Source organism: Pseudomonas sp. GM17, assembly GCF_000282175.2.
Classification (GTDB): domain Bacteria; phylum Pseudomonadota; class Gammaproteobacteria; order Pseudomonadales; family Pseudomonadaceae; genus Aquipseudomonas; species Aquipseudomonas chlororaphis.
Genome location: NZ_CP124732.1, coordinates 776,026 through 796,101, shown reverse-complemented (window position 1 = coordinate 796,101; position 20,076 = coordinate 776,026). Strand labels below are relative to the sequence as shown.

General features: G+C 62.8%; 23 protein-coding genes. 7 read left to right on the top strand and 16 right to left on the bottom strand.

The window, feature by feature from the left end:
• Nucleotides 1-30 precede the first annotated feature (30 nt).
• The 6 genes from PMI20_RS03635 to PMI20_RS03610 form a co-directional block, all read right to left on the bottom strand.
• Complete coding sequence (locus PMI20_RS03635) at nt 31-1,599, bottom strand: SulP family inorganic anion transporter (RefSeq protein ID WP_007924325.1); 1,569 nt, start codon at nt 1,597-1,599, stop codon at nt 31-33.
• A 90-nt stretch (nt 1,600-1,689) separates the two neighbouring features.
• Nucleotides 1,690-2,424 carry a carbonic anhydrase gene (locus PMI20_RS03630; protein ID WP_007924326.1) on the bottom strand — a complete coding sequence of 245 codons (735 nt, stop codon included), beginning with the start codon at nt 2,422-2,424 and terminating at the stop codon, nt 1,690-1,692.
• A 243-nt stretch (nt 2,425-2,667) separates the two neighbouring features.
• Nucleotides 2,668-3,726: a PA0069 family radical SAM protein gene (locus tag PMI20_RS03625; RefSeq protein ID WP_007924327.1), complete on the bottom strand. Its 1,059-nt coding sequence runs from the start codon at nt 3,724-3,726 to the stop codon at nt 2,668-2,670.
• Nucleotides 3,727-3,832: 106 nt separating this feature from the next.
• Nucleotides 3,833-5,158 (bottom strand): cytochrome c, encoded by a 1,326-nt coding sequence (locus PMI20_RS03620; RefSeq protein WP_007924328.1) that lies wholly within the window; start codon nt 5,156-5,158, stop codon nt 3,833-3,835.
• A 12-nt stretch (nt 5,159-5,170) separates the two neighbouring features.
• Nucleotides 5,171-6,955, bottom strand: coding sequence for a GMC family oxidoreductase (locus PMI20_RS03615; RefSeq protein WP_007924329.1), 1,785 nt, complete (start codon nt 6,953-6,955; stop codon nt 5,171-5,173).
• Nucleotides 6,956-6,957: 2 nt separating this feature from the next.
• Nucleotides 6,958-7,701, bottom strand: a complete 744-nt coding sequence (locus tag PMI20_RS03610; protein ID WP_007924330.1) for a gluconate 2-dehydrogenase subunit 3 family protein — start codon at nt 7,699-7,701, stop codon at nt 6,958-6,960.
• Nucleotides 7,702-7,998: 297 nt separating this feature from the next.
• Between PMI20_RS03610 and PMI20_RS03605 the strand changes: the two genes are divergently transcribed.
• A complete protein-coding gene (locus tag PMI20_RS03605; RefSeq protein WP_007924331.1) occupies nt 7,999-8,655 on the top strand; it encodes a phosphatase domain-containing protein in 657 nt (218 codons plus the stop codon).
• A 150-nt stretch (nt 8,656-8,805) separates the two neighbouring features.
• Here the strand turns inward: PMI20_RS03605 and PMI20_RS03600 are convergent, their stop codons facing one another.
• The 4 genes from PMI20_RS03600 to prlC form a co-directional block, all read right to left on the bottom strand.
• Nucleotides 8,806-9,642: an IS3 family transposase gene (locus PMI20_RS03600; protein ID WP_007927360.1), complete on the bottom strand. Its 837-nt coding sequence runs from the start codon at nt 9,640-9,642 to the stop codon at nt 8,806-8,808.
• Entirely contained in the window at nt 9,639-9,944 is a 306-nt protein-coding gene (locus PMI20_RS03595) for an IS3 family transposase (RefSeq protein ID WP_007927361.1), read from the bottom strand. The genes PMI20_RS03600 and PMI20_RS03595 overlap by 4 nt, the downstream gene beginning before the upstream one ends.
• Nucleotides 9,945-10,035: 91 nt before the next feature.
• The gene (locus PMI20_RS03590; protein WP_007926162.1) at nt 10,036-10,323 is read right to left on the bottom strand and encodes a YheV family putative zinc ribbon protein; all 288 of its coding nucleotides are present in this window, start codon (nt 10,321-10,323) and stop codon (nt 10,036-10,038) included.
• On the bottom strand, nt 10,320-12,398 hold the full coding sequence (gene prlC / locus PMI20_RS03585) for an oligopeptidase A (protein ID WP_177323792.1): 2,079 nt from the start codon (nt 12,396-12,398) through the stop codon (nt 10,320-10,322). The genes PMI20_RS03590 and prlC overlap by 4 nt, the downstream gene beginning before the upstream one ends.
• 75 nt (nt 12,399-12,473) lie before the next feature.
• On the opposite strand from prlC, the gene PMI20_RS03580 reads away from it, so the two are divergent.
• Together PMI20_RS03580 and PMI20_RS03575 are read left to right on the top strand one after the other, a co-directional pair.
• Nucleotides 12,474-13,019, top strand: a complete 546-nt coding sequence (locus tag PMI20_RS03580; protein ID WP_037034753.1) for a gamma carbonic anhydrase family protein — start codon at nt 12,474-12,476, stop codon at nt 13,017-13,019.
• Between the two features lie 27 nt (nt 13,020-13,046).
• The gene (locus PMI20_RS03575; protein WP_007926166.1) at nt 13,047-13,697 is read left to right on the top strand and encodes an HAD family hydrolase; all 651 of its coding nucleotides are present in this window, start codon (nt 13,047-13,049) and stop codon (nt 13,695-13,697) included.
• A gap of 62 nt (nt 13,698-13,759) precedes the next feature.
• On the opposite strand, the gene PMI20_RS03570 is transcribed toward PMI20_RS03575, so the two are convergent.
• Nucleotides 13,760-14,839, bottom strand: a complete 1,080-nt coding sequence (locus PMI20_RS03570) for an aminopeptidase (RefSeq protein ID WP_007926168.1) — start codon at nt 14,837-14,839, stop codon at nt 13,760-13,762.
• Between the two features lie 59 nt (nt 14,840-14,898).
• Here PMI20_RS03570 and PMI20_RS03565 point away from each other — a divergent pair, with 59 nt between their 5' ends.
• Both PMI20_RS03565 and PMI20_RS03560 read left to right on the top strand, forming a co-directional pair.
• Nucleotides 14,899-15,312: a PA0061/PA0062 family lipoprotein gene (locus PMI20_RS03565; protein ID WP_007926170.1), complete on the top strand. Its 414-nt coding sequence runs from the start codon at nt 14,899-14,901 to the stop codon at nt 15,310-15,312.
• A 42-nt stretch (nt 15,313-15,354) separates the two neighbouring features.
• Nucleotides 15,355-15,774 carry a PA0061/PA0062 family lipoprotein gene (locus tag PMI20_RS03560; protein ID WP_007926173.1) on the top strand — a complete coding sequence of 140 codons (420 nt, stop codon included), beginning with the start codon at nt 15,355-15,357 and terminating at the stop codon, nt 15,772-15,774.
• Between the two features lie 4 nt (nt 15,775-15,778).
• Here the strand turns inward: PMI20_RS03560 and PMI20_RS03555 are convergent, their stop codons facing one another.
• Both PMI20_RS03555 and PMI20_RS03550 read right to left on the bottom strand, forming a co-directional pair.
• Nucleotides 15,779-16,018: a DUF1161 domain-containing protein gene (locus PMI20_RS03555; protein WP_007926174.1), complete on the bottom strand. Its 240-nt coding sequence runs from the start codon at nt 16,016-16,018 to the stop codon at nt 15,779-15,781.
• Between the two features lie 210 nt (nt 16,019-16,228).
• Nucleotides 16,229-16,660, bottom strand: coding sequence for an OsmC family protein (locus PMI20_RS03550; RefSeq protein WP_007926175.1), 432 nt, complete (start codon nt 16,658-16,660; stop codon nt 16,229-16,231).
• Nucleotides 16,661-16,902: 242 nt separating this feature from the next.
• Between PMI20_RS03550 and PMI20_RS03545 the strand changes: the two genes are divergently transcribed.
• Nucleotides 16,903-17,904 carry an LLM class flavin-dependent oxidoreductase gene (locus tag PMI20_RS03545; protein WP_007926176.1) on the top strand — a complete coding sequence of 334 codons (1,002 nt, stop codon included), beginning with the start codon at nt 16,903-16,905 and terminating at the stop codon, nt 17,902-17,904.
• A 164-nt stretch (nt 17,905-18,068) separates the two neighbouring features.
• Here PMI20_RS03545 and PMI20_RS03540 read toward each other — a convergent pair whose 3' ends face one another.
• Together PMI20_RS03540 and PMI20_RS03535 are read right to left on the bottom strand one after the other, a co-directional pair.
• Nucleotides 18,069-18,293, bottom strand: coding sequence for a DUF1161 domain-containing protein (locus PMI20_RS03540; protein ID WP_007926177.1), 225 nt, complete (start codon nt 18,291-18,293; stop codon nt 18,069-18,071).
• 129 nt (nt 18,294-18,422) lie between these two features.
• A complete protein-coding gene (locus tag PMI20_RS03535) occupies nt 18,423-18,638 on the bottom strand; it encodes a dodecin (RefSeq protein ID WP_007926178.1) in 216 nt (71 codons plus the stop codon).
• 156 nt (nt 18,639-18,794) lie between these two features.
• On the opposite strand from PMI20_RS03535, the gene PMI20_RS03530 reads away from it, so the two are divergent.
• Entirely contained in the window at nt 18,795-19,121 is a 327-nt protein-coding gene (locus PMI20_RS03530) for an ElaB/YgaM/YqjD family protein (RefSeq protein WP_007926179.1), read from the top strand.
• Here PMI20_RS03530 and PMI20_RS03525 read toward each other — a convergent pair.
• On the bottom strand, nt 19,118-20,011 hold the full coding sequence (locus PMI20_RS03525; protein ID WP_007926180.1) for a LysR family transcriptional regulator: 894 nt from the start codon (nt 20,009-20,011) through the stop codon (nt 19,118-19,120). The two genes, PMI20_RS03530 and PMI20_RS03525, sit on opposite strands and share 4 nt — an antisense overlap.
• Between the last annotated feature and the right edge of the window lie 65 nt (nt 20,012-20,076).

Genomic DNA, 20,076 nt, shown 5'->3' with positions numbered 1-20,076 from the left:
TTATCGCAGCCTTCGGCAGCGGCTACAGACTTACGCCCGGCTCAGGCCTTTGGCCTCCAGCTTCGAGGCCGGGCTCACGCCCACGTTGGTGTGCAAGCGCCCCTCCAGCCGGCGCTTCAACCCGCGCGACTCGATCACCAGCTTCGAGCCCTTGGCCGCATTGGCCCGTCCCCACTCCTCGAGCAGCTCCAGGCAGGCATGGTCGATATAGCCCAGGTTATTGAGCGGCACATGCACCGTGGTGCCCGGCGGGATGCTGCCCAGCGCCTGGGTCAGGGCCGGCACCTTGAGGAAGGTCGCGGCGCCCACCAGGCGCAGTTCCATTTCGCCTTCGGCGGGCAGGTCCACCAGGCTGATCTTCAGCCGCGAAGCGCCCCAGGCCAGCTTCACCAGGGTCAGGCCGAAACCGATCAGCACACCGATCAGCAGGTCGCTGAAGACAATCGCCAGCGCGGTCACGCCGTAGATCAGCATCGGCATCGGCCCATAACGACCCAGCTTGCGGAACGACTTGAGGTCCACCAGCTTGAATCCGGTGTACACCAGCACACCCGCCAGGCTGGCCACCGGAATGCTTTGCAGCACGCTGGACAGCAACAGCACGAACGCCAGCAGCCACAAGCCGTGGAAGATCGCCGACAACCGCGTGGTTGCGCCCGCCTGGACGTTGGCCGAGCTGCGCACGATCACCCCGGTCATCGGCAGGGCGCCGAGCAACCCGCAGAGCATGTTGCCGATCCCTTGCGCCGACAGTTCACGGTCGAAATCCGAGCGCGTACCGCTGTGCATGCGATCCACCGCGGCGGCGGACAGCAGGGTTTCGGCGCTGGCGATAAAGGCCACGGCAAAGGCCGCGATCAGCAGTGTCGGGTCCGCCAGGTTGAGCAGGTCGGCCGGACGCAGCCAGTCGATCGCCTCGGCAAGGTTTGCCGGCACCTCGACCCGCTTGACCTGCAGCGCCAGGGCCAGGCTGGCAAAGGTCGCCAGGCCGACGCCCAGCAGGGCGCCGGGGATGAAGCGCAGCGAATGCGGGCGCAGTTTTTCCCACAGGAACATCACCGCCATGGTCGACAGGCCGAGCAGCCCGGCCTGCCAGCCAAAGCCACCGCCCAGGCGGGGCAAGGCCTGGGCCATCGCCTCGGGGAAGCCCGCGAGGTTATCCAGGCCGGACGCCTGGGGCTGGGCGTCGAGCATCACGTGCACCTGGGAGAGCACGATCAACACCCCGATCCCGGCAAGCATGCCGTAGACCACCGCTGGCGCCGTGACCCGAAACCAGCAACCCAGGCGCAGGCGCCCGGCCACCAGTTGCAGGAAACCCGCCAGCAGCAGGATCGGCCCGAGCATGGCGATACCGTGCTGGCGCACCAGCTCGAACACCAGGACCGCAAGCCCCGCGGCCGGACCGCTGACCTGCAAGGGCGAGCCGGCCAGCCAGCCCACCACCAGGCCACCGATGATCCCGGTGATCAACCCCTTGGCCGGCGGCATGCCGGAAGCGATGGCGATACCCATGCACAAGGGCAGGGCCACCAGAAACACCACCACGGAAGCGAGCAGCTCCCGTGGCAAAACAGCTTTCAATTGTGCTGCACGCATGATGATTCTCCCGAAGCTTTCTTCAGGCGTGGCAAAGCCTGACCGCGCAGACGGCAGTCATGGCTGAACCCCACTGGGATTTAGGAGGATTTAGAAGCGCGCTTTAGGCGTCGCAACCGGGATCGGATGGCGTCCGTCCAACGGCAGGAAACACCCTTGATCCGCGTCGTAGGCTTTGATTTCGCTGGTTTCGATGTTGTACACCCAGCCATGGATGAACAACTGGCCGTTGGCCATGCGCGAAGCCACCGAAGGGTGGGTGCGCAAATGCTGCAACTGGGCGATGACGTTCTCTTCGGTCAGCACATGCATGCTGGCGTTCTCGTCGGCACAGTCGCAGTTCTCCTGGACCATGGTCTTGGCCACTTCGGCGTGGCGCAGCCAGGCTTTGACCGTCGGCATCTTTTCCAGGCTCTGCGGGTTGAGCACCGCGCGCATGGCACCGCAGTCGGAATGGCCGCAAACGATGATGTGGTGCACACCCAGGGCCATGACCGCGTATTCGATGGCCGTGGACACACCGCCGTTCATCTGCCCGTAAGGCGGTACCACATTACCGACGTTGCGGGTCACGAACAGGTCGCCCGGGGCGCTCTGGGTAATCAGTTCGGGGACGATGCGCGAATCCGCGCAGGCAATGAACATCGCCCGCGGCCGCTGGGCCGTGGCGAGTTTCTTGAACAGTTCTTCCTGCTGTGGGAAGACCTCGTGATGAAAATGCAAAAAGCCGTCAACGATTATCTGCAGCGCTGCATCGGCGCTTTCGGCGACCTCCGGGGACGCTGAAGCCGACGCAGCCAACGGCTGTTTATCCTTGTCACTCATGATTCATCCTCTTTTGACGGATTAGGTGAATTTTCCAGTTTTATCCGGCACGACGCCAGCGATTGATTAAAAAACAACCAGCCCGCTGACAGCGACCCATCGGTCACTTGGTGAACAAGGTAGCCTTCCAAACTTAACTCAAACTGAACCGGCCGCTCTAAAACGCCACTATTGGCGATGCAAAAGATGACCAGCGTATAGACGACGGTGCACCGGCTCTACTCCACCATAGGCCAATACGTCCTAGAGCAACGACATCTGCCCACCCGGCGGACAGAACGCCGTGCAATCGAGGTTGTAGCCTTCGCGCCGATCGAGCCCCAGGCGTTTGCTGGCCTTGGCGAAACGCTGCGCCAGCAGGGCCGCGAAGGGGCCTTCGCCGCGCATCCGTGCACCAAAACGGCTGTCGTACAGCTCGCCGCCGCGACACTGGCGGATCAGGCTCAGGACATGGGCCGCCCGCTGCGGATAGTGGGCGTTGAGCCATTCCTCGAACAGCGGCGCCACTTCCAGAGGCAGACGCAGCATCATGTAGGCGGCGCTTTGCGCGCCCGCGGCATGGGCCTCGGCGAGCAGGCTTTCCAGCTCGCTGTCGTTGATCATCGGAATCATCGGCGAACACAGCACGCCCACGGGAATTCCCGCCTCGCGCATCACCCGGATCGCCCGCAACCGCGCCTTGGGCGCCGCCGCCCGGGGTTCGAGGATGCGCTTGAGCTCGTCGTCCAGGGTGGTCAGGCTGATCATCACCGCCACCAGCCGCTGCTCGGCCAGTTCGACCAACAGGTCGAGGTCGCGCAGGATCAACGAGCCCTTGGTGACGATGGTCACCGGGTGCCGGTAGCGCAGCAGCACCTCCAGGGTACGCCGGGTCAGTTGGTGTTCGCGCTCGATAGGCTGGTAGGGGTCGGTGTTGGAACCCAGGTTGATCGGCGCGCATTTATAACCGGGCTTGGACAGCTGCTGTTCGAGCATCGCCGCGGCATTGGTCTTGGCGATCAGCTTGGTCTCGAAGTCCAGCCCCGGCGACAGGTCCCAATAGGCGTGGCTGGGCCGCGCATAACAGTAGATGCAGCCGTGCTCGCAACCGCGATAGGGGTTGATGGAGCGGTCGAAAGGCAGGTCCGGCGAGCTGTTGCGGGTGATGATGGATTTCGCCGTCTCAAGGCGCACCTCGGTGCCCTGGGTCAGCGGGGCTTCCTGGTACCAGCCGTCGTCGAAGGCCACCGAGCACTGGGGCGCAAAACGGTTGTGCGGGTTGGTCGCGGTGCCACGGCCGCGTGGGGGCAGGGGGCTGGACATGGGGAGGCACTCCATTACTGTATCTATATACAGTAATGGAGGTTTGAGCTGTTGCAAAGCGCCGTCGGGCGGAGCACGCCGTTGGCGCTGATTGCATAGCGGTCGATCAGCCACCGCTGTGCGCGGTCACCTGCCCCAGGTCATCGTTCGAGGTGCTTTGCAGGTCGCCCTTGCGCAGTCCCGCCACATCCGCGGCCTTCACCTCGGAACCCTGGTTGCCCCAACTGGTGCGGATGAAGTTGACCACATCGGCCACCTCCTGGTCCGACAGGCGCCAGGCGAAGGCCGGCATGGTGAAGGTCGATGGCGCGGTATGGGTCGCCGGCAAGGTACCGCCCTTGAGCACGATGTGGATCAAGGACGTGGCATCGGCGCTTTGCAGCACCGGGTTGCCCGCCAGCGCCGGGAACACCCGGGTATAGCCATGGCCGTCGGTACGGTGGCACGCCGCGCAGTTGTCGATGTACACCGCCGCCCCCGGCTTGCTGTCGTCACCTTTCCACAACGCCTCGGCCACCGCCTTGTCGTACTGGTGCGGCTGGTCTTTGGCGTCCACCGCCGGCAGCGACTTGAGGTAACGGGCGATGGCCGTCAGGTCGTCCGCGGACATGTACTGCATGCTGTGCACCACCACATCGCTCATGCCGCCGAACACCGCGCCGCGGTCGCTGCGACCGGTCTTGAGGAACTGCACCAACTGCTCTTCGCTCCAGCTGCCGAGGCCGTCCTTGTGGTCACCGCGCAGGCTCTTGGCGATCCAGCCTTCCAGCGGCGCACTGCCGGCCAGGAAGTGGCTGCCTTCGCTGGCGCTCAGGGCTTTCTCCTGCATGGTCAGGGCGCGCGGTGTGTGACAGGCGCCACAATGGCCGAGGCCTTCCACCAGGTAAGCACCGCGGCTGACCACCGGGTCTTGCGCAGCCTGCGCCTGGCCGCTGCCTTGCGCGCTCGCTACGCTCGGCGCGAACATCCAGCGCCAGCCGGCCAGCGGCCAGCGCATACTCAGCGGCCAGGGGATGTCACTGTCGCGGTTCTCCTGGACCACCGGCGCCACGCCTTGCATGAAGTAGGCATACAGCGCCTGCATGTCGGCGTCGCTGACCCGCGCATAGGACGGGTAGGGCATGGCCGGGTACAGGCTGCTGCCGCTCTTGGCCACGCCATGGCGCACGGCCTTGTCGAAGTCGTCGAAGCTGTACTCGCCGATGCCGGTCTTATCCGGGGTGATGTTGGTGGAATAGATCGTGCCGATCGGGGTTTCCATCGGCAGGCCGCCGGCGAACGGCTTGCCGTCCTTGGCGGTATGGCAGGCCACGCAGTCACCGGCACGGGCCAGGTATTCGCCCTGTTTGATCAAGGCTTGCCGATCGGTTTCGGCGGCGCAGAGGGAAGCGCTGCCGAGCAGCGCCAGGGTCGCGATAACGAGGGTTTTCATGGTCATCGCTCCTTATGCCTGGACCAGCGGGCCGGGGTTCTTCAGGTACTGCTCGCGGATCGCACGGGCCGACCAGTAGGTCAACGCGGCCACCAGGCCGGTCGGGTTGTAGCCCAGGCCCTGGGGGAAGGCCGAAGCGCCCGGGACGAACACGTTGTGCACGTCCCAGCTCTGCAGGTAACGGTTCAAGGCACTGGTTTTCGGATCGGTGCCCATGATCGCGCCACCGTTGAGGTGGGTGGTCTGGTAGGACGCGGTGTTGAAGTGCTCGCCGACCTTCTTGCCCAGCACCGCGATGGCCTTGGGGTTCATCGCCTCGGCGATCTTGCCCATCTTCTCGACCATGAAGCGGTTCATCTTGATGTCGTTTTCCTGCCAGTCGAAGGTCATGCGCAGCAGCGGCAGGCCGTAGGCATCGCGGTACACCGGGTCGAGATCGAGGTAGTTGCCACGATAGGACTGGTGGGCACCGTGGGCGTCCATCGACACCTGGTGGGTGTAGTAGTCGGCGGTGGCCTTCTTCCAGGCGCTGCCCCAGGCCGGAGTGCCCGGCGGGTTGGAGGTGCCGGCGATCGGCCGGCTGCCGGCCTGGTTGACCCAGAACGGCGAACCGCCGACGAAGCCGTGGGGGCCGTGGTCGAAGTTGTCGGCGTTGAAGTCGTCCACCGCCACGCCATTGCCGCCGGCGCCGATGAAGTTGTTGGTGTGCACGTCCTTGTCGAAGTAGGCCTTGATGGTGGCCATGTTCTGGTAGGCGAAGTTCTTGCCCACCACGCCTTCGCCAGTGATCGGGTCGTAGGGCTTGCCGATGCCGGACAGCAGCATCAGGCGCACGTTATGGAACTGGAAGGCACCGAGGATCACCAGGTCCGCCGGCTGCTCGATCTCCCGGCCCTGGCCGTCGACGTAAGTGACGCCGGTCGCGCGGGTCTTGGTGCTGTCGAGGTTGACCTTGAGCACGTGGGAGTTGGGGCGCAGCTCGAAATTCGGCAGCGGCTTGAGGGCCGGCAGAATGTTCACGTTCGGCGAAGCCTTGGAGTACATGTAGCAGACGTAGCCGCTGCAGAACCCGCAGAAGTTGCACGGCCCCATTTGCGCGCCATAGGGGTTGGTGTACGGCCCGGAAGTGTTGGCCGACGGCAGGTTGTACGGCTTGTAGCCGACTTCGCCGGCGGCCTTCTGGAACAGCTGGGCGGAGTAGGTGTTCTTCTGCGACTCCAGCGGGAAATGCTCCGAACGGTCCGGCGCGTAAGGGTTGCCGCCCTTGCCTTCACCGACCAGCTGGCCTTTCACGGTCCAGGCCTGGCCCGAGGTGCCGAAGACTTTTTCCGCGTAGTCGAAGAACGGCTCCAGCTCTTCGTAGGTGACGCCGAAGTCCTGGATGGTCATGTCCTTGGGGATGAAGTTCTTGCCGTAGCGTTCTTCATAGTGGCTGCGCATACGCAGCTCGATCGGGTCGGCGCGAAAATGCACGCCGGACCAGTGCAGGCCGGCACCGCCGACGCCGTTGCCCGGCAGGAACGCGCCCAGCTGGCGGTTCGGCAGGGCCACGTCGTTGACGCTGTGGCGAATGGTCACCGTCTCCCGGGAGATGTCCTGGAAGAGCTTCTTGCGCACGCTGTAGGTGAGTTCGTCGATCACCTGCGGGTAGTTGCCGTCCGGGTAGGTGTCCTGCATCGGCCCGCGCTCCAGCGCCAGCACGTTGAGCCCGGCCTCGGTCAGCTCCTTGGCCATGATCGCGCCGGTCCAGCCAAACCCGACGATCACCGCGTCGACCTTCTTCATTACCGTTGCCATGCTCAAGCCCTCTCGCCGCGAATCGACACTGCCGGGAAAGGGTATTGCTCGTTGCGTTCCACCCAGTCCATGAAATCGGCGCGCGCGCCGGGGAAGCCAATCAAGGTCCAGCCGACCATGCCTTTATTGCCGCCGTGGATCGGGTCGCAGAAGAACCCTTCCTTGGTGTTTTGCAGCAAAAGGCTGAAGAAAATCTTCGGCGGAACGCTGTCGAATGGGGGTTTCCCCGCTTCGAGTTGCTTGAGCAAATCGTCTCGGGTAGCGCTGTCTTGCGCGGCAAATGTTTTACCGTTGAAGGCTTTCGACCATGCATCCGTCGCGGCAATGCCCAGGCGATAGATCTCCTTGGGTACCAGCTTGCTCTGCCAGCCCATCTCCGGCGCGGCGTCGGCGTTGAACGGGCCTTGCATGTACCACAGGGCACCCGCGGCGTAGGGGGTGTTCATCTGCCGGTCGATGTATTCCGGCACACCGGCTTCCAGGGCGCCCGGGCCTTGTTCGTCGGCCGGGATCAGGCGCTCTACCGCGGCCTGGACAAAGGCCCACTCTTCGGCGGTGAAATAGGTCGGCTGGTAAGCCTCGGTGCTGACCGGGGTTCGGGCCGGCTCCACTGGCTTGGGCGTTTCGGGGGCGGCCATCAGCATCGAGCTGCCAAGACCGGTACTGGCGACCGTGACCACCGGGATCAAGGTCAGGGATTTGCGCAGAAACTCACGCCGCGGGTTGTCTTGATCGTGATCAGACATGGGGGGTGCACCTCACACTAGGCATTCACGGGTTGGGCAGCCGCGTCATGGCGTGGCTTGTCGTTCTGGCGGCGATTGGGAGCGCCGGGGAAACACAGTTCAGCAAACTTTGGTTACAAATGGTAGCAGGCTAAGCATTCGAATAAATCGTTTGCGCGGGAAAAAAGTCGCGATTGCCGAGAAAAAACCTCTATCGCAGCGGCTTCACGTTTCTTTGACGAGCGCCTCACAGGGCGTTGACCGGCCCGGATGGAAGCTAGGCTCCATCCATTCCCATTTCCGGTCACGGCCTTGCGCATGCACAACTTTCGTAGCCTTCCCGCCCTCTGCCTGTCCCTGCTGACGCTGCTTGCCTGGCCCCAGGCCCAGGCCGCCGAAACCGGCGCGACCCGCCCGGCCCAGTGGGCCCAGCCGGTGGAAACCCACTACAACCTGTACCAGATGTCACCGACGCTCTACCGCAGCGCCTTGCCGGACGGCGGCGCCGTGCCTTTGCTGGAAAAGCTCAAGGTGGGCACGGTGATCAACTTTCTGCCGGAGTCCGACGCCAGCTGGCTGCAGGCCCCGGCAATCAAGCAGGTGCAATTGCCTTACCGGACCAATCACGTGGATGACGCCGATGTGCTGGCGGCCTTGCGCGCGATCCAGAACGCCGAAAGCGAGGGCCCGGTGCTGATGCACTGCAAGCACGGCTCGGACCGCACCGGGCTGATGTCGGCGATGTATCGGGTGGTGATTCAGGGCTGGAGCAAGGAGGAGGCGCTGAATGAAATGACCGGAGGCGGGTTTGGCGACAGTTCCCACTTCAAGGACGGCATTCGCTACATGATGCAGGCCGATGTCGACAAATTGCGCACCGCCCTGGCCAATGGAGATTGCAGCACCAGCGTGTTCGCCACCTGTTCGGTGAAAAGCTGGTTCGAGACGGTGAGCGCCAGCAAGCCGGCGAATTGACCGGCTGCGTGGGGCTGCAGAATTGAGCTTCGACCGCCTCCCGGTAGGAGCCAAGCTTGCTGGCGATCAAAGCACCGCGGTGTCTCTGATACACCGCTATCGCGCGCAAGCTTGAACTGGTCAAGTAATCCTGGACACCGTTTACGGTGCTTATGCCGCTTTTTGCTCCATAGCTATTGGCGACAAGTAGTTGTTGTAGCTATGGAGCCTGGTGCGGTTGTAGTACATGAAGAAGCGCACGATGTCGGTTTTTGCTTCCTCGACCATACTGTAGCCGCCACGGGGTACCCACTCTGACTTCAGCGTGCCGAAAAAACGCTCTGTCGGCGCATTGTCCCAGCACTGCCCGCGATGACTCATGCTTTGCAAAATGCCGTGGTGCATCAGCTCTTCTTGAAACTTGCGGCTGGTGTACTGACATCCCTGATCTGAGTGAAATATCAGCCCAGGAGGACATGTCCGTACCTCTGTTGCCATGCATAGCGCTTTGCTAACCAAGTGGGCGTCATTGACCAGGGAAAACGCCCAGCCAATGACCCGGCGAGCATACAAATCGATCACGATGGCCAGATGAAACCAGCGTTTGCCCACCATCAGGCTGGTCACATCACCACACCAAACCTGATCGACTGCAGTCGCGTTGAAATTGCGCTTGAGCCGATTGGGTGCGACAAATGCTTCCACTCCTTTGGATCTGAATGGATGAGGTTGGCGTTGTTTACTGACAATGTTGGCCTCCCTCATCAGCGCTCTGACAAGACCCCTTCCAGCTGCAATGTTTTGGGATTTCAGGCTTTTGCTGATCATTCTGGAACCCATGGCTTCGCGGCTTTCACTGTGCAGCTCAACCACTTTCAGCTTGAGCTCTTCGCGTCTGATCCGCGGCTTGGCTCGCCGCTGAATCCACTCATAAAAGCTGCTGCGCTTCACACCGAAAACATGACACACCACGGCAGTCGGAAATGACTCTCTTAGTTCTGCGATCATCGAAAACGATCGGGATCCGACATCAAGAGAGCGGTAGCCTTTTTTAAGATCTCAGCCTCCATCTCCATGCGCTTGATCTTGGCTTTTAGCTCCTGGATCTGGCGCTGATCTTCGGTAATTGCCTTGGTGCCTTTGACTGGCTGCCCCTCGCGTTCCTTGCGAACCTGATCGACCCAGCGACGTAACGCGGTGGGCCCAATGTCCAGCGATGCACAAACGTCTGCAACCGGGCAGTTATCATCAAGCACCATGCTGGCAGCCTGTAGCTTGAACTCGCGGGTATAGACCTTTCTTTCGTTCATGGAACCTCCAAGTTGGCGAAATCATATCGCCCTTAAGAGGTGTCCGGAATTATTAGGCCAGTTCAGCTGCGCTCCTACAGGGGATTTGCAGTTACTTGGGCTCGTCGGTCTTTTTCTTCAACTTGGGGTTGGGAAAAAACTGCACCGACTGGACCTTGGCGTCCGGCGCCTTGAGGGCCGTGGTGTTGACCCGCGTGCCCAGTTCCTTGGGCACCGACAGCCCCTGTTCATTCAGGGTGTCGGAATAACCGCAGGCCACGCACTCGCGATGGGGAACGTCGTCTTCGCTCCACATCATCAACTTGTCCTGCTCGCTGCACGCCGGGCAGACCGCCCCGGCGATAAAGCGTTTTTTCGTCTTCACTGGCCCCTCGCTCATGCCGCTGCGTCCTCGGTGAGGCCGCTGTGGCGCAAGAGTGCGTCAATCGACGGTGCGCGTCCGCGGAAGTCGACGAACAGCACCATCGGCTCCTGGGAACCGCCACGGGCCAGGATCGCCTCGCGGAACGCGCGACCGGTCTCGGCATTCAGCACGCCTTCTTCCTCGAACTTCGAGAAGGCATCGGCCGACAGCACTTCGGCCCACTTGTAGCTGTAGTAACCCGCCGCGTAACCGCCGGCGAAGATGTGCGCGAAGCTGTTGGGGAAACGGTTGTAGGCCGGCGGACGCATCACCGAGACCTCGTCGCGCACGCCTTCGAGCACCTGCAGCACGCTACGGCCGTCGCCATGGGTGGCATGCAGTTCGAAGTCGAACAGCGAGAATTCCAGCTGGCGCACCATCATCAGGCCGGACTGGAAGTTCTTCGCCGCGAGCATTTTTTCCAGCAGGTCCTGGGGCAGCGGCTCGCCGGTTTCATAGTGACCGGAGATCAGCGCCAGGCCTTCCGGCTCCCAGCACCAGTTCTCCATGAACTGGCTCGGCAGCTCCACCGCGTCCCAGGCCACGCCGTTGATGCCGGAAACGCCGGCATGTTCGACGCGGGTCAGCAGGTGGTGCAGGCCGTGACCAAATTCGTGGAACAGGGTGGTGACTTCATCGTGGGTCAGCAGGGCAGGCTTGCCGCTGTCGGCCGGGGTGAAGTTGCACACCAGGTTGGCCACCGGGCTTTGCAGTACACCATCAATGGTGCGGCGACGGTCGCGGGCGCCGTCCATCCAGGCACCGCCACGCTTGTTGGCGCGGGCATACAGGTCGAAGAAGAAGCGGCCCACGTGCTGGCCGTTTTCCTTGATCTCGAACAGGCGCACGTCCGGGTGCCAGCTGTCGAAGCCTTTCAGTTCGGCGATCTCGATGCCGTACAGGCGCTGGACGATGGCGAACAGGCCGCCGAGCACCTTGTCGATCGGGAAGTAGGCGCGCAGGGTTTCCTGGGCCACGCTGTAGCGCTGCTCGCGCAGCTTCTCGCCGTAGAAACCGCTGTCCCAGCTTTGCAGGTCCGCGCAGCCTTGCTCGGCGGCGTAGGCCTTGAGCTGTTGCAGGTCCTGGGCGGCGAACGGCTTGCTGCGCTTGGCCAGGTCCCGCAGGAAACTCAGCACCTGGTCGCTGGACTCGGCCATCTTGGTGGCCAGGCTCAGCTCGGCGAAGTTGGCGTAGCCCAGCAGCAGGGCCAGTTCCTGGCGCAGGTCGAGGATTTCCTGCATGACCGGGCCGTTGTCATTCTGGCCGGCGTTCGGGCCCTGGTCCGAGGCGCGGGTGCAGTAGGCGGCGTAGACTTCTTCACGCAGCGCGCGGTCTTCGGCGTAGGTCATCACCGCGTAGTAGCTGGGGAATTCCAGGGTGATCAGCCAGCCTTGCAGGTCCTTGGCCTGGGCTGCGGCAGCCATCTGCGCCTTGGCCGACGCGGTCAAGCCGGCCAGGGCCGCTTCGTCGGTGACGTGCTTGGTCCAGGCCTGGGTGGCGTCGAGCAGCTGGTTGGAGAAGCGGCTGCCCAGCTCGGAAAGCTTGCTCTGCACTTCGGCGTAGCGCTTCTGCTGCTCTGGCGGCAGGTCGATACCCGACAGGCGGAAGTCACGCAGGGAGTGTTCCAGGATAGTTTTCTGCGCCACGTCGAAACCGGCGGCTTGCGGGCTGCTCGCCAGGGCTTCGAAGGCCTGGAACAGCTCGCGGTTCTGCCCCAGCTCGGTGGAATAGGCGCTCAGGGCCGGCAGGCAGGACTCGTAGGCCTCGCGCAATTCGGCGCTGTTGCACACGGCATTGAGGTGGCTGACCGGACTCCAGGCCGCGCCCAGGCGGTCGTTGAGTTCGTCCATGGCCAGAACCAGGCCGGCCCAGGTCGGTTGCGCGCCCTGGTTCTTGAGGATTTCAGCGATGGCGGCGCGGTTGTCAGCCAGGATCTGTTCGATGGCCGGCTGTACGTGCTCGGCGCGGATCGCCGAAAACGGCGGCAGGTCGTAGGGCTGCAGAAGAGGGTTGTTCACACTCACGGTTGGCACCTTGGCTGGAAGAAACATTGGGCCATCTTAATTACAATCGACGCCCACCGCAGCTATCGACCCCATTAATAAATGTCAGAGCAGGTATCCAACTTGGCCATTCGCAGCTATCAGCACCACACGCCCATCCTTGGCCCGCGGGCCTTCGTCGACCGCTCGGCGGTGGTGATCGGCGACGTCGAAATCGGCGCCGACAGCTCGGTCTGGCCACTGACGGTAATCCGCGGCGACATGCACCGCATCCGCATCGGCGCCCGCACCAGCGTGCAGGACGGCAGCGTGCTGCACATCACCCACGCTGGCCCCTTCAACCCGGACGGCTTCCCGCTGCTGATCGGCGACGACGTGACCATCGCCCACAAGGTGATGCTGCACGGTTGCAGCGTCGGCAGCCGGGTGCTGATCGGCATGGGCAGCATCGTCATGGACGGCGCGGTGGTGGAAGACGATGTGATCGTCGGCGCCGGCAGCCTGGTACCGCCTGGAAAACGCCTGGAAAGCGGCTTCCTCTATGTGGGCAGCCCGGTGAAACAGGCCCGCCCGCTGACCGACAAGGAACGCGCCTTCTTCACCTACAGCGCCGCCAACTACGTGAAGCTCAAGGACCTGCACCTGGCCGAAGGCTACGACCAGGCTTGAGCCCCGACCCACTGCCCAGGAATTCCCATGCATTACCAAACCGTTCTGTTCGACCTCGATGGCACCCTGACCGACCCGCGCGAAGGCATCACCCGCTCGATCCAGTTCGCCCTCGGCAAGCTGGGCATCGACGAACCCGACCTGAGCAAGCTGGAACACTTCATCGGTCCGCCGCTGCTGCAGGCATTCATGCAGTTCTACGGCTTCGACGAAGCCAGAGCCTGGGAGGCGGTGAATTTCTACCGTGAGCGTTTCAAGGTTACCGGCCTGTATGAGAACCGTGTGTTCGACGGCGTCACGCCCCTGCTGGAAACCCTCAGTGGGCAGGGCCGCCAGCTGTACATCGCGACGTCCAAGCCATGGGTGTTCGCCCGCGAGATCGCCCGGCACTTCGACTTCGCCCGGCACTTCAAGGTGATCTACGGCAGCGAACTGGACGGCACCCGCACCGACAAGGTCGAGCTGATCCGCCATCTGATCAGCGAAGAAGGCCTGGACCCGAGCGATACCCTGATGATCGGCGACCGCAAACACGACCTGATCGGCGCCCGCCGTAACGGGCTGGATGCGGCGGCGGTGGGTTATGGCTTCGGCAGCCACGAAGAACTGAGCGCCGAGGCCCCGGCCTACCACTTCCAGACCCTGGATGAGCTGCATCAGGCATTCCTGCAGCGCTGAGCCACCGGCCATCGCGGGCTTCTCCTCCCACAGGAGCGAGGCTTGCCCGCGAAGGCTTGCTTTCAGGCGCCGCCCATCAAGGCTTGCAACGCCGCCTTGCGCTTTTCAGCCGGCAGCGCGCCAAGCTTCTCCACGGCCCGGTAAAAGGCCGGCCAATCCCCGTTCACCTGCTTGAACAACGCGGCAAACGCCGGCACCCACTGGTCGTACAGGCCAAAAGGCAGCAGCCTGGCATTGTTCAGCGGGATATTGATCCAGAAGTCGTAGCGCGAGTCGCCATGCCATTGGCTGTCCTTCATCTGCCGGTAATCCCGGCGCAGCTGTTCGAATTCGGCGGCCTTGCGCTGGCGCATCTGCTCGGTTGGCAGTGGCAGGGCATACAGGCGTTCCAGGCGCTGGCGGGTATCGAGGATCAGCTGGATGAACTGGTCCTTCTGCTTCACCAAGGCATCGCTGGCCGGCGCCAGGCCGCGGGCCGCGCGCCATTGCCGGGTGCCTTCCTGCTCGACGAAGGTGGCGAAGGATTCGTTGAACTCGGTGTCGTCCTTCACATAAAAGCGCTGATGGGCCAGCTCGTGGAAGATCAGGGTCGCCAGGCGCTCGTCGCCCCAATGCAGCATCGAACTGAGGATCGGGTCATTGAACCAGCCCAGGGTCGAGTAGGCCTCCACCCCACCGATGGCCACATCCATGCCCTGCTGTTTCTGCAAGGCCGTCTCGCCCCGGGCCGCGCCCTGGCTGTAGTAGCCGCGATAGGCCACGCAGCCGGCAATCGGGAAGCAGTGGGTCTTGGGGCTCAGGGAAAACTCAGGGGTGCTGAACACATTCCACACCACGTAGGGCCGGCCGATGTCGGCGTAGAGGCGATAACTCTGGTTGTCCGGCAGGTGCAGGTGCTGGCTGGCAAAAAGCCGGGCCTTCTGCGACTGGGCCAGATGGGCACGCAATAACGGGTCGCGAGCCGGGTCGGCGATGACCTGCTCGACCGGCGTGCGGGCCTGCAACAGCTGCCATTGGCCACTGGCCAGCTGGCCGTAGTAACCCACGCTGGAACAACCGTTGAGCGACAAAAGCAGCAAGCCCGGAAACAAAAAGCGCAAAAGATGATCAAGTAACCCATGGCTTGAACGCGGCCTAATCAAATCGAATCATCCTTCGAGAGTCTGCCCCCAAGACTATCTCGCCTGCCTGGAGTTTCGCTATGCGCGTGTTGCTGCTGACCACCGGACTCTTGACCTTGAGCGGCTGTGCCGGATTGCCCGCCCCCGATCCGACGCAAGCCTGGATCGACCTCGACACCCACCAGGACACCGCCCTGCAGGCGCTGGAGGTCGACGAAAAGGCCTGGGTGGACCGTCGATATTTCGAGGTCCAGCCCGGCAACCATGAGCTGAAGGTGCGCTACCAGTTCGCCGTGGAGCCCACCAACATCGGCCCGGACAGCGAACCGCTGTGGCGCGACTGCCAGCTGAATGTGAAATACAAGGACTTCAACGCCGGCCAGCGCTATCAGTTGCAGACCGGCAATATCGGCTTCCGGCCCTGGGCCAAGCTCTATGACCAGCAGCGCAATCTGGTGGGTACCGGCCAACCGGCGGGCTGCCAGCGCACCTGATCGGCGCTATGCTTGAGGCCTTTCCCCGGACGGCCCGACCTCATGCGCCAACCCTTGCTGCTGCTTGCCCTGACCGGCCTCGTTGCCTGCTCCAGCCCCCTGCCGGCGGTGGACCCGCAACAGGCCTGGGTCGATTTCGCCACCCCGACGCCGGGCGGCAAGCTGCTGATGGCCGAGCGCCTGGACAACCAGCGCCTGACCGACGGCCGCTATTTCCAGGTCACCCCGGGCAGTCATGAGTTGATGGTGCGTTTCGATTTCGAGGTGTTCAGCGGGCGCCTCGGCATGATGAACGATCCGGCCGAGCGCCTGTGCTACCTGAGCGTGCGCTACGACCATTTCGAAGCCGGCCAGCGTTACTTGCTGGAAGCCCGCTCGCTGGGTTTCACTCCCAGTGCCCGGCTGTACAACGCCAAGCGTGAGCTGTTGGCCGAAGACCATAGGGTCAACTGCGTGATCTGAACGATCAGCTGTCGTTGCGCTGATAGATGATTGCCTTGGTGCCGTTTTCACAGGTACCGACCACCATGGCCACGTCGTGCTTTTCGGCCTCCTCCTTGCTGACAATCTCCAAGGTGTAGGAGGGCACGGCGTTGGCCTGGATCTTGATTTCAATCTCTTTCTTGAGTTCTTCGCAATCCTTCGGAGCCGCCAGGGTCGAGGTGGCCAGCGCGCAACAAACAACTGCCAGGGCAAAACGTTTCATGATGTGGAGCTCCCTTTGATGCAGCGCCCATGGTCATGGGCTGAGCCTGCAGTCGTGCATTCGACCACATTTTCATGAAGCGAGTTCTGACGCCGCGCATATCGGGTGCGGGAGTTTCGGCAGGAGTGCAATCGCGAGCCAGTTCGCGCCGATGGGTTCGAAGGCGTGAGCGAGCTGGCTCGCGAAGCGACAGGGCAGGTTAAAACACCGTCAGCTGAGCAGCGTCGCATCCAGGCTGATCCTGGCATTCAGCACCTTGGACACCGGGCAACCTTCCTTGGCCTTCTTGCTCAGCTCATCGAACTGCTGCTGGCTGGCGCCGGGAATCTTCGCCTTGAGGATCAGGTGCACCGCGGTGATCGCAAAACCGCCATCGACCTGGTCCAGCGTCACTTCGGCATTAGTGTCGATGCTGTCGGCCTTGAGCCCGGCCTCGCCGAGAATCATCGAGAAGGCCATGGAAAAACACCCCGCGTGCGCGGCGCCGATCAGTTCTTCCGGGTTGGTGCCCTTGCCGCCCTCGAAACGCGCCTTGAAGCCGTAAGGTGCATCGCGCAGTACCCCGGTTTCCGTGGAAATCGAGCCAATGCCGGTTTTCAGGTCGCCTTCCCAGTGAGCCGATGCTTTCTTGATGATGCTCATGTCTGTCTCCTCGAGAACGGGCGCGAAAGGCCGCGCCCTTGTGGTTTTCTGCTACTCAGGGTTCTAGAGGATAGAAGGCCCGGCGAAGTTCATCCTGTCTGAATCCGCCGTTTATCCGGACAGCGAATTCAGCCTGGCTATTGAAACTCGGGTATATGCCCACATTGCATGAGACAGGCTTACAGCATTCGGCAGGTTTTGGCTCATGACAAAGGCCTGCACATCAAAGGAGAAGCAGGTTCATGAAACCACTGTCCGACGTTAAGTTTTCCACCCTCGACCTGGTCCCCGTGCGCGAGGACGGCAGCCCGGCGCAATCGCTGCGCAATTCCCTGGACCTGGCCCGCCATGTAGAGAAATTCGGCTATACCCGCTTCTGGGTCGCCGAACACCACAACATGGACGGTATCGCCAGCTCCGCGACCTCGGTGCTGCTGGGCTATCTGGCCGGCGGCACCTCGAGCATTCGCGTCGGCTCTGGCGGCGTGATGCTGCCCAACCATGCGCCGCTGGTGATCGCCGAGCAGTTCGGCACCCTGGAAAGCCTGTACCCGGGGCGTATCGACCTGGGCCTGGGCCGCGCGCCGGGTTCGGACCAGATGACCGCCCGCGCCCTGCGCCGCGAACGTTCCGGCAGCGCCGACGACTTCCCTGAAGACGTGGCCGAACTGATAGCCTACCTCGGCCCACGCACCCCGGAACAACGGGTGATCGCGGTGCCAGGAACAGGTACCCAGGTGCCGGTGTGGTTGTTGGGCTCAAGCCTGTTCAGTGCGCAACTGGCCGGCGAGCGCGGCTTGCCTTACGCCTTCGCCTCACATTTCGCACCGCGCTACATGCACGAGGCGATTCGCGTGTACCGCAATCACTTCAAGCCTTCGGCCGTGCTCGACAAGCCTTACGTGATGCTCGGCGTGCCGCTGGTGGCGGCCGATACCGATGAACAGGCCGACTATCTGGCGACCTCGGTGTACCAGCGGATCCTCGCGCTGATGCGCGGCCAGAGCCTGGTGCAGCGCAAACCGGTGAAGAGCATGGACGGCCTGTGGCTGCCCCATGAAAAAGAGGCGGTGGGCAGCTTCCTCGGCCTGGCCATGATCGGCAGCCCGGCGAAGATCCGCGCCAAGCTCGAAGTGCTGATCGAACAGACCGGCGCCGATGAACTGATCTTCACCTGCGACCTGTACGAGCACGCCGACCGCCTGCATTCCTACGAATTGCTGGCGCAAGTGATGAAGGGTTGAGTCTGCAATCGGGCCGAAGGGATTGGGTGATCCAGAGGCCTTGCGCGCCCTTCGGTCGCGATCGCAGCCTGCGGCAGCGGCTACAGGGGCACGCCTGGCCTGGCTAAACGCCGGGCACAAAAAAGCCGACGCAGCGCGTCGGCTTTGTTCATTGCTACAAGGGCTCAGCCACGCTTGTAGACGATTTCCTTGGTACCGCCTTCGCAGGTACCGACCACTTTGCCGTCAGTCGCGCTGCCTTTTTCGACAATTTCCAGCGAATAACCCGACGCGCCTTTGGCGTCGATCTTCGCGGCGATTTCGCTTTTCAGCTCTTCACATGGCTTGCCGGCAGCAAGGGCTGTTCCCGCGACACTCAACAACACTAAAGCCATTATCTGTTTTTTCATCGGTCACATTCCCTGGTCGAATCAAAATAAGCGTCAAGCCCCGGCCTGCTCGGCATCGAGGCAGATATAGCGCTTTGCCATTCCCTATGGCAATCGGCCAGCGCACAAGTTCAACAGCCTAGCCCAGGTTCAGCTGTTGGCAATGCGGAAACCGACTTTGAGCGTGACCTGGAAATGCGCGGCCTTGCCATCCTTGATATGCCCACGGGTTTCCGTGACCTCGAACCACTCCAGGTGCTTGATGCTTTTGCTGGCTTCGGCCAGCGCATTGTTGATGGCGTCTTCGATGCTGCTAGGGGACGAACCGACCAGTTCGACTTTCTTGTAGGTGTGATGATCAGACATGGCGCGCTCTCCTTATGAGGTAGATCAAAGCCTAGCAGCGATTACCAGCAACACTGGAATAAGCCCCGGCCCATCGTCATGCAGATTTAATGCACTTTCGCCAGGCCGCGCAGTCGGACCCTACAGACCCTCAATCAACAATGCAGGAGAGCCACCATGGCCAACACTTCGTTACGCAAAGCCTCATTGGAAAGCATGGAAGCCGAGATCGAAAGTCTGCTCAAGTCCCTGGAGAGCCTCAAGGACGACGCTTCGGACGAATCGCGCAAAACCCTCAAGGCGCTGAAAAGCAACGCCGAGAGCGCGCTGAGACATTCGCGTAGCCTGCTCAGCGATGCCTATGAAGAAGTCAAAGTGAAAACCCGTGAAACCGGGATCGCCACCCGCGACTACGCCCAGCAGCACCCCTGGACCACCGCCGGCGTCGCCGTGGGCGCGCTGGGCCTGCTGGCCGCTTACCTGCTGTGCAAGCGCGGCAATTAAGGCGTCTGGCGCAGCTCGTTGCTGAGCCACTGCGCCAGTTGCCGGGCACGCCCGTCCGCGGCGCGCTTGGGTAGCCACAACGCCAGTTGCCCCGGGGTTTCACAGAAACCCCATGGGGCAACCAGGCGTCCGGCACGCAGGTCCTCGGCCACCAGCGGCTGCGGTGCGATCGCCACGCCCAGCCCGGCCACCGCGGCCTCCAGCAAATAATACAAATGCTCGAAACCCTGGCCGAACTTCAGCGCCCCGGCGTCGATGCCGTTCTGCCGTGCCCAGCTGGGCCAGGCCTGCGGGCGCGAGGTGGTCTGTAGCAACGTCTCGTTGAGCAGCGCACTGGCCGGCGCCTCGCGCAACTGCTCGTAACGGCCGTAGCGCGGGCTGAGCACCGGGCCGATGCGCTCGCTGGCCAGCTCAAAGACCTGCATGTCCGCCGGCCACGGCGGCTCGGCGAATACCAGCAAGGCGTCCAGCCCCGGACGGCGCGGGTCGAGATCGCCTTCGCCGGCCGACAGGTGCAGGCGCAGGTCCGGCAGGTCGGCATTCAACCGCCCCAGGCGCGGAATGAACCAGCGCGCCAGCAGGCTGCCGGAACAGCCGAGCACGAAGGGCGCATCGGCGGTGCTCTGGCTCAGCTCGGCGCAGACCGTGCGCAGGCGCTCGAAGGCATCGCTGCTGACATCGCGCAGGCGCACACCGGCATCTGTGAGTTTAAGGCCGCGCCCTTCCTTGACGAACAGGCTCACCCCAAGATGCTCTTCGAGCACCTTCAACTGGCGGCTGACCGCACCATGGGTGACGTGCAGCTGTTCGGCCGCCAGACTGACGCTGTTCAGGCGGGCGGTGGCTTCGAAGGCCCGGAGGGCGTTCAGCGGGGGCAGGTCGTGGCTCATGGAATATGTGAGTTTTCCTGACAGGTTGTGGCGATCTTATCGGTTTTCAGCCTGGGACGTCAGGG

What these genes read in the sequence shown, in the direction of transcription:
- PMI20_RS03635 (WP_007924325.1), bottom strand. Translation starts at nt 1,599, where the DNA reads ATGCGTGCAGCACAATTGAAAGCTGTTTTGCCACGGGAGCTGCTCGCT.
- PMI20_RS03630 (WP_007924326.1), bottom strand. Translation starts at nt 2,424, where the DNA reads ATGAGTGACAAGGATAAACAGCCGTTGGCTGCGTCGGCTTCAGCGTCC.
- PMI20_RS03625 (WP_007924327.1), bottom strand. Translation starts at nt 3,726, where the DNA reads ATGTCCAGCCCCCTGCCCCCACGCGGCCGTGGCACCGCGACCAACCCG.
- PMI20_RS03620 (WP_007924328.1), bottom strand. Translation starts at nt 5,158, where the DNA reads ATGAAAACCCTCGTTATCGCGACCCTGGCGCTGCTCGGCAGCGCTTCC.
- PMI20_RS03615 (WP_007924329.1), bottom strand. Translation starts at nt 6,955, where the DNA reads ATGGCAACGGTAATGAAGAAGGTCGACGCGGTGATCGTCGGGTTTGGC.
- PMI20_RS03610 (WP_007924330.1), bottom strand. Translation starts at nt 7,701, where the DNA reads ATGTCTGATCACGATCAAGACAACCCGCGGCGTGAGTTTCTGCGCAAA.
- PMI20_RS03605 (WP_007924331.1), top strand. Translation starts at nt 7,999, where the DNA reads ATGCACAACTTTCGTAGCCTTCCCGCCCTCTGCCTGTCCCTGCTGACG.
- PMI20_RS03600 (WP_007927360.1), bottom strand. Translation starts at nt 9,642, where the DNA reads ATGATCGCAGAACTAAGAGAGTCATTTCCGACTGCCGTGGTGTGTCAT.
- PMI20_RS03595 (WP_007927361.1), bottom strand. Translation starts at nt 9,944, where the DNA reads ATGAACGAAAGAAAGGTCTATACCCGCGAGTTCAAGCTACAGGCTGCC.
- PMI20_RS03590 (WP_007926162.1), bottom strand. Translation starts at nt 10,323, where the DNA reads ATGAGCGAGGGGCCAGTGAAGACGAAAAAACGCTTTATCGCCGGGGCG.
- prlC (WP_177323792.1), bottom strand. Translation starts at nt 12,398, where the DNA reads ATGTTTCTTCCAGCCAAGGTGCCAACCGTGAGTGTGAACAACCCTCTT.
- PMI20_RS03575 (WP_007926166.1), top strand. Translation starts at nt 13,047, where the DNA reads ATGCATTACCAAACCGTTCTGTTCGACCTCGATGGCACCCTGACCGAC.
- PMI20_RS03565 (WP_007926170.1), top strand. Translation starts at nt 14,899, where the DNA reads ATGCGCGTGTTGCTGCTGACCACCGGACTCTTGACCTTGAGCGGCTGT.
- PMI20_RS03560 (WP_007926173.1), top strand. Translation starts at nt 15,355, where the DNA reads ATGCGCCAACCCTTGCTGCTGCTTGCCCTGACCGGCCTCGTTGCCTGC.
- PMI20_RS03555 (WP_007926174.1), bottom strand. Translation starts at nt 16,018, where the DNA reads ATGAAACGTTTTGCCCTGGCAGTTGTTTGTTGCGCGCTGGCCACCTCG.
- PMI20_RS03550 (WP_007926175.1), bottom strand. Translation starts at nt 16,660, where the DNA reads ATGAGCATCATCAAGAAAGCATCGGCTCACTGGGAAGGCGACCTGAAA.
- PMI20_RS03545 (WP_007926176.1), top strand. Translation starts at nt 16,903, where the DNA reads ATGAAACCACTGTCCGACGTTAAGTTTTCCACCCTCGACCTGGTCCCC.
- PMI20_RS03540 (WP_007926177.1), bottom strand. Translation starts at nt 18,293, where the DNA reads ATGAAAAAACAGATAATGGCTTTAGTGTTGTTGAGTGTCGCGGGAACA.
- PMI20_RS03535 (WP_007926178.1), bottom strand. Translation starts at nt 18,638, where the DNA reads ATGTCTGATCATCACACCTACAAGAAAGTCGAACTGGTCGGTTCGTCC.
- PMI20_RS03530 (WP_007926179.1), top strand. Translation starts at nt 18,795, where the DNA reads ATGGCCAACACTTCGTTACGCAAAGCCTCATTGGAAAGCATGGAAGCC.
- PMI20_RS03525 (WP_007926180.1), bottom strand. Translation starts at nt 20,011, where the DNA reads ATGAGCCACGACCTGCCCCCGCTGAACGCCCTCCGGGCCTTCGAAGCC.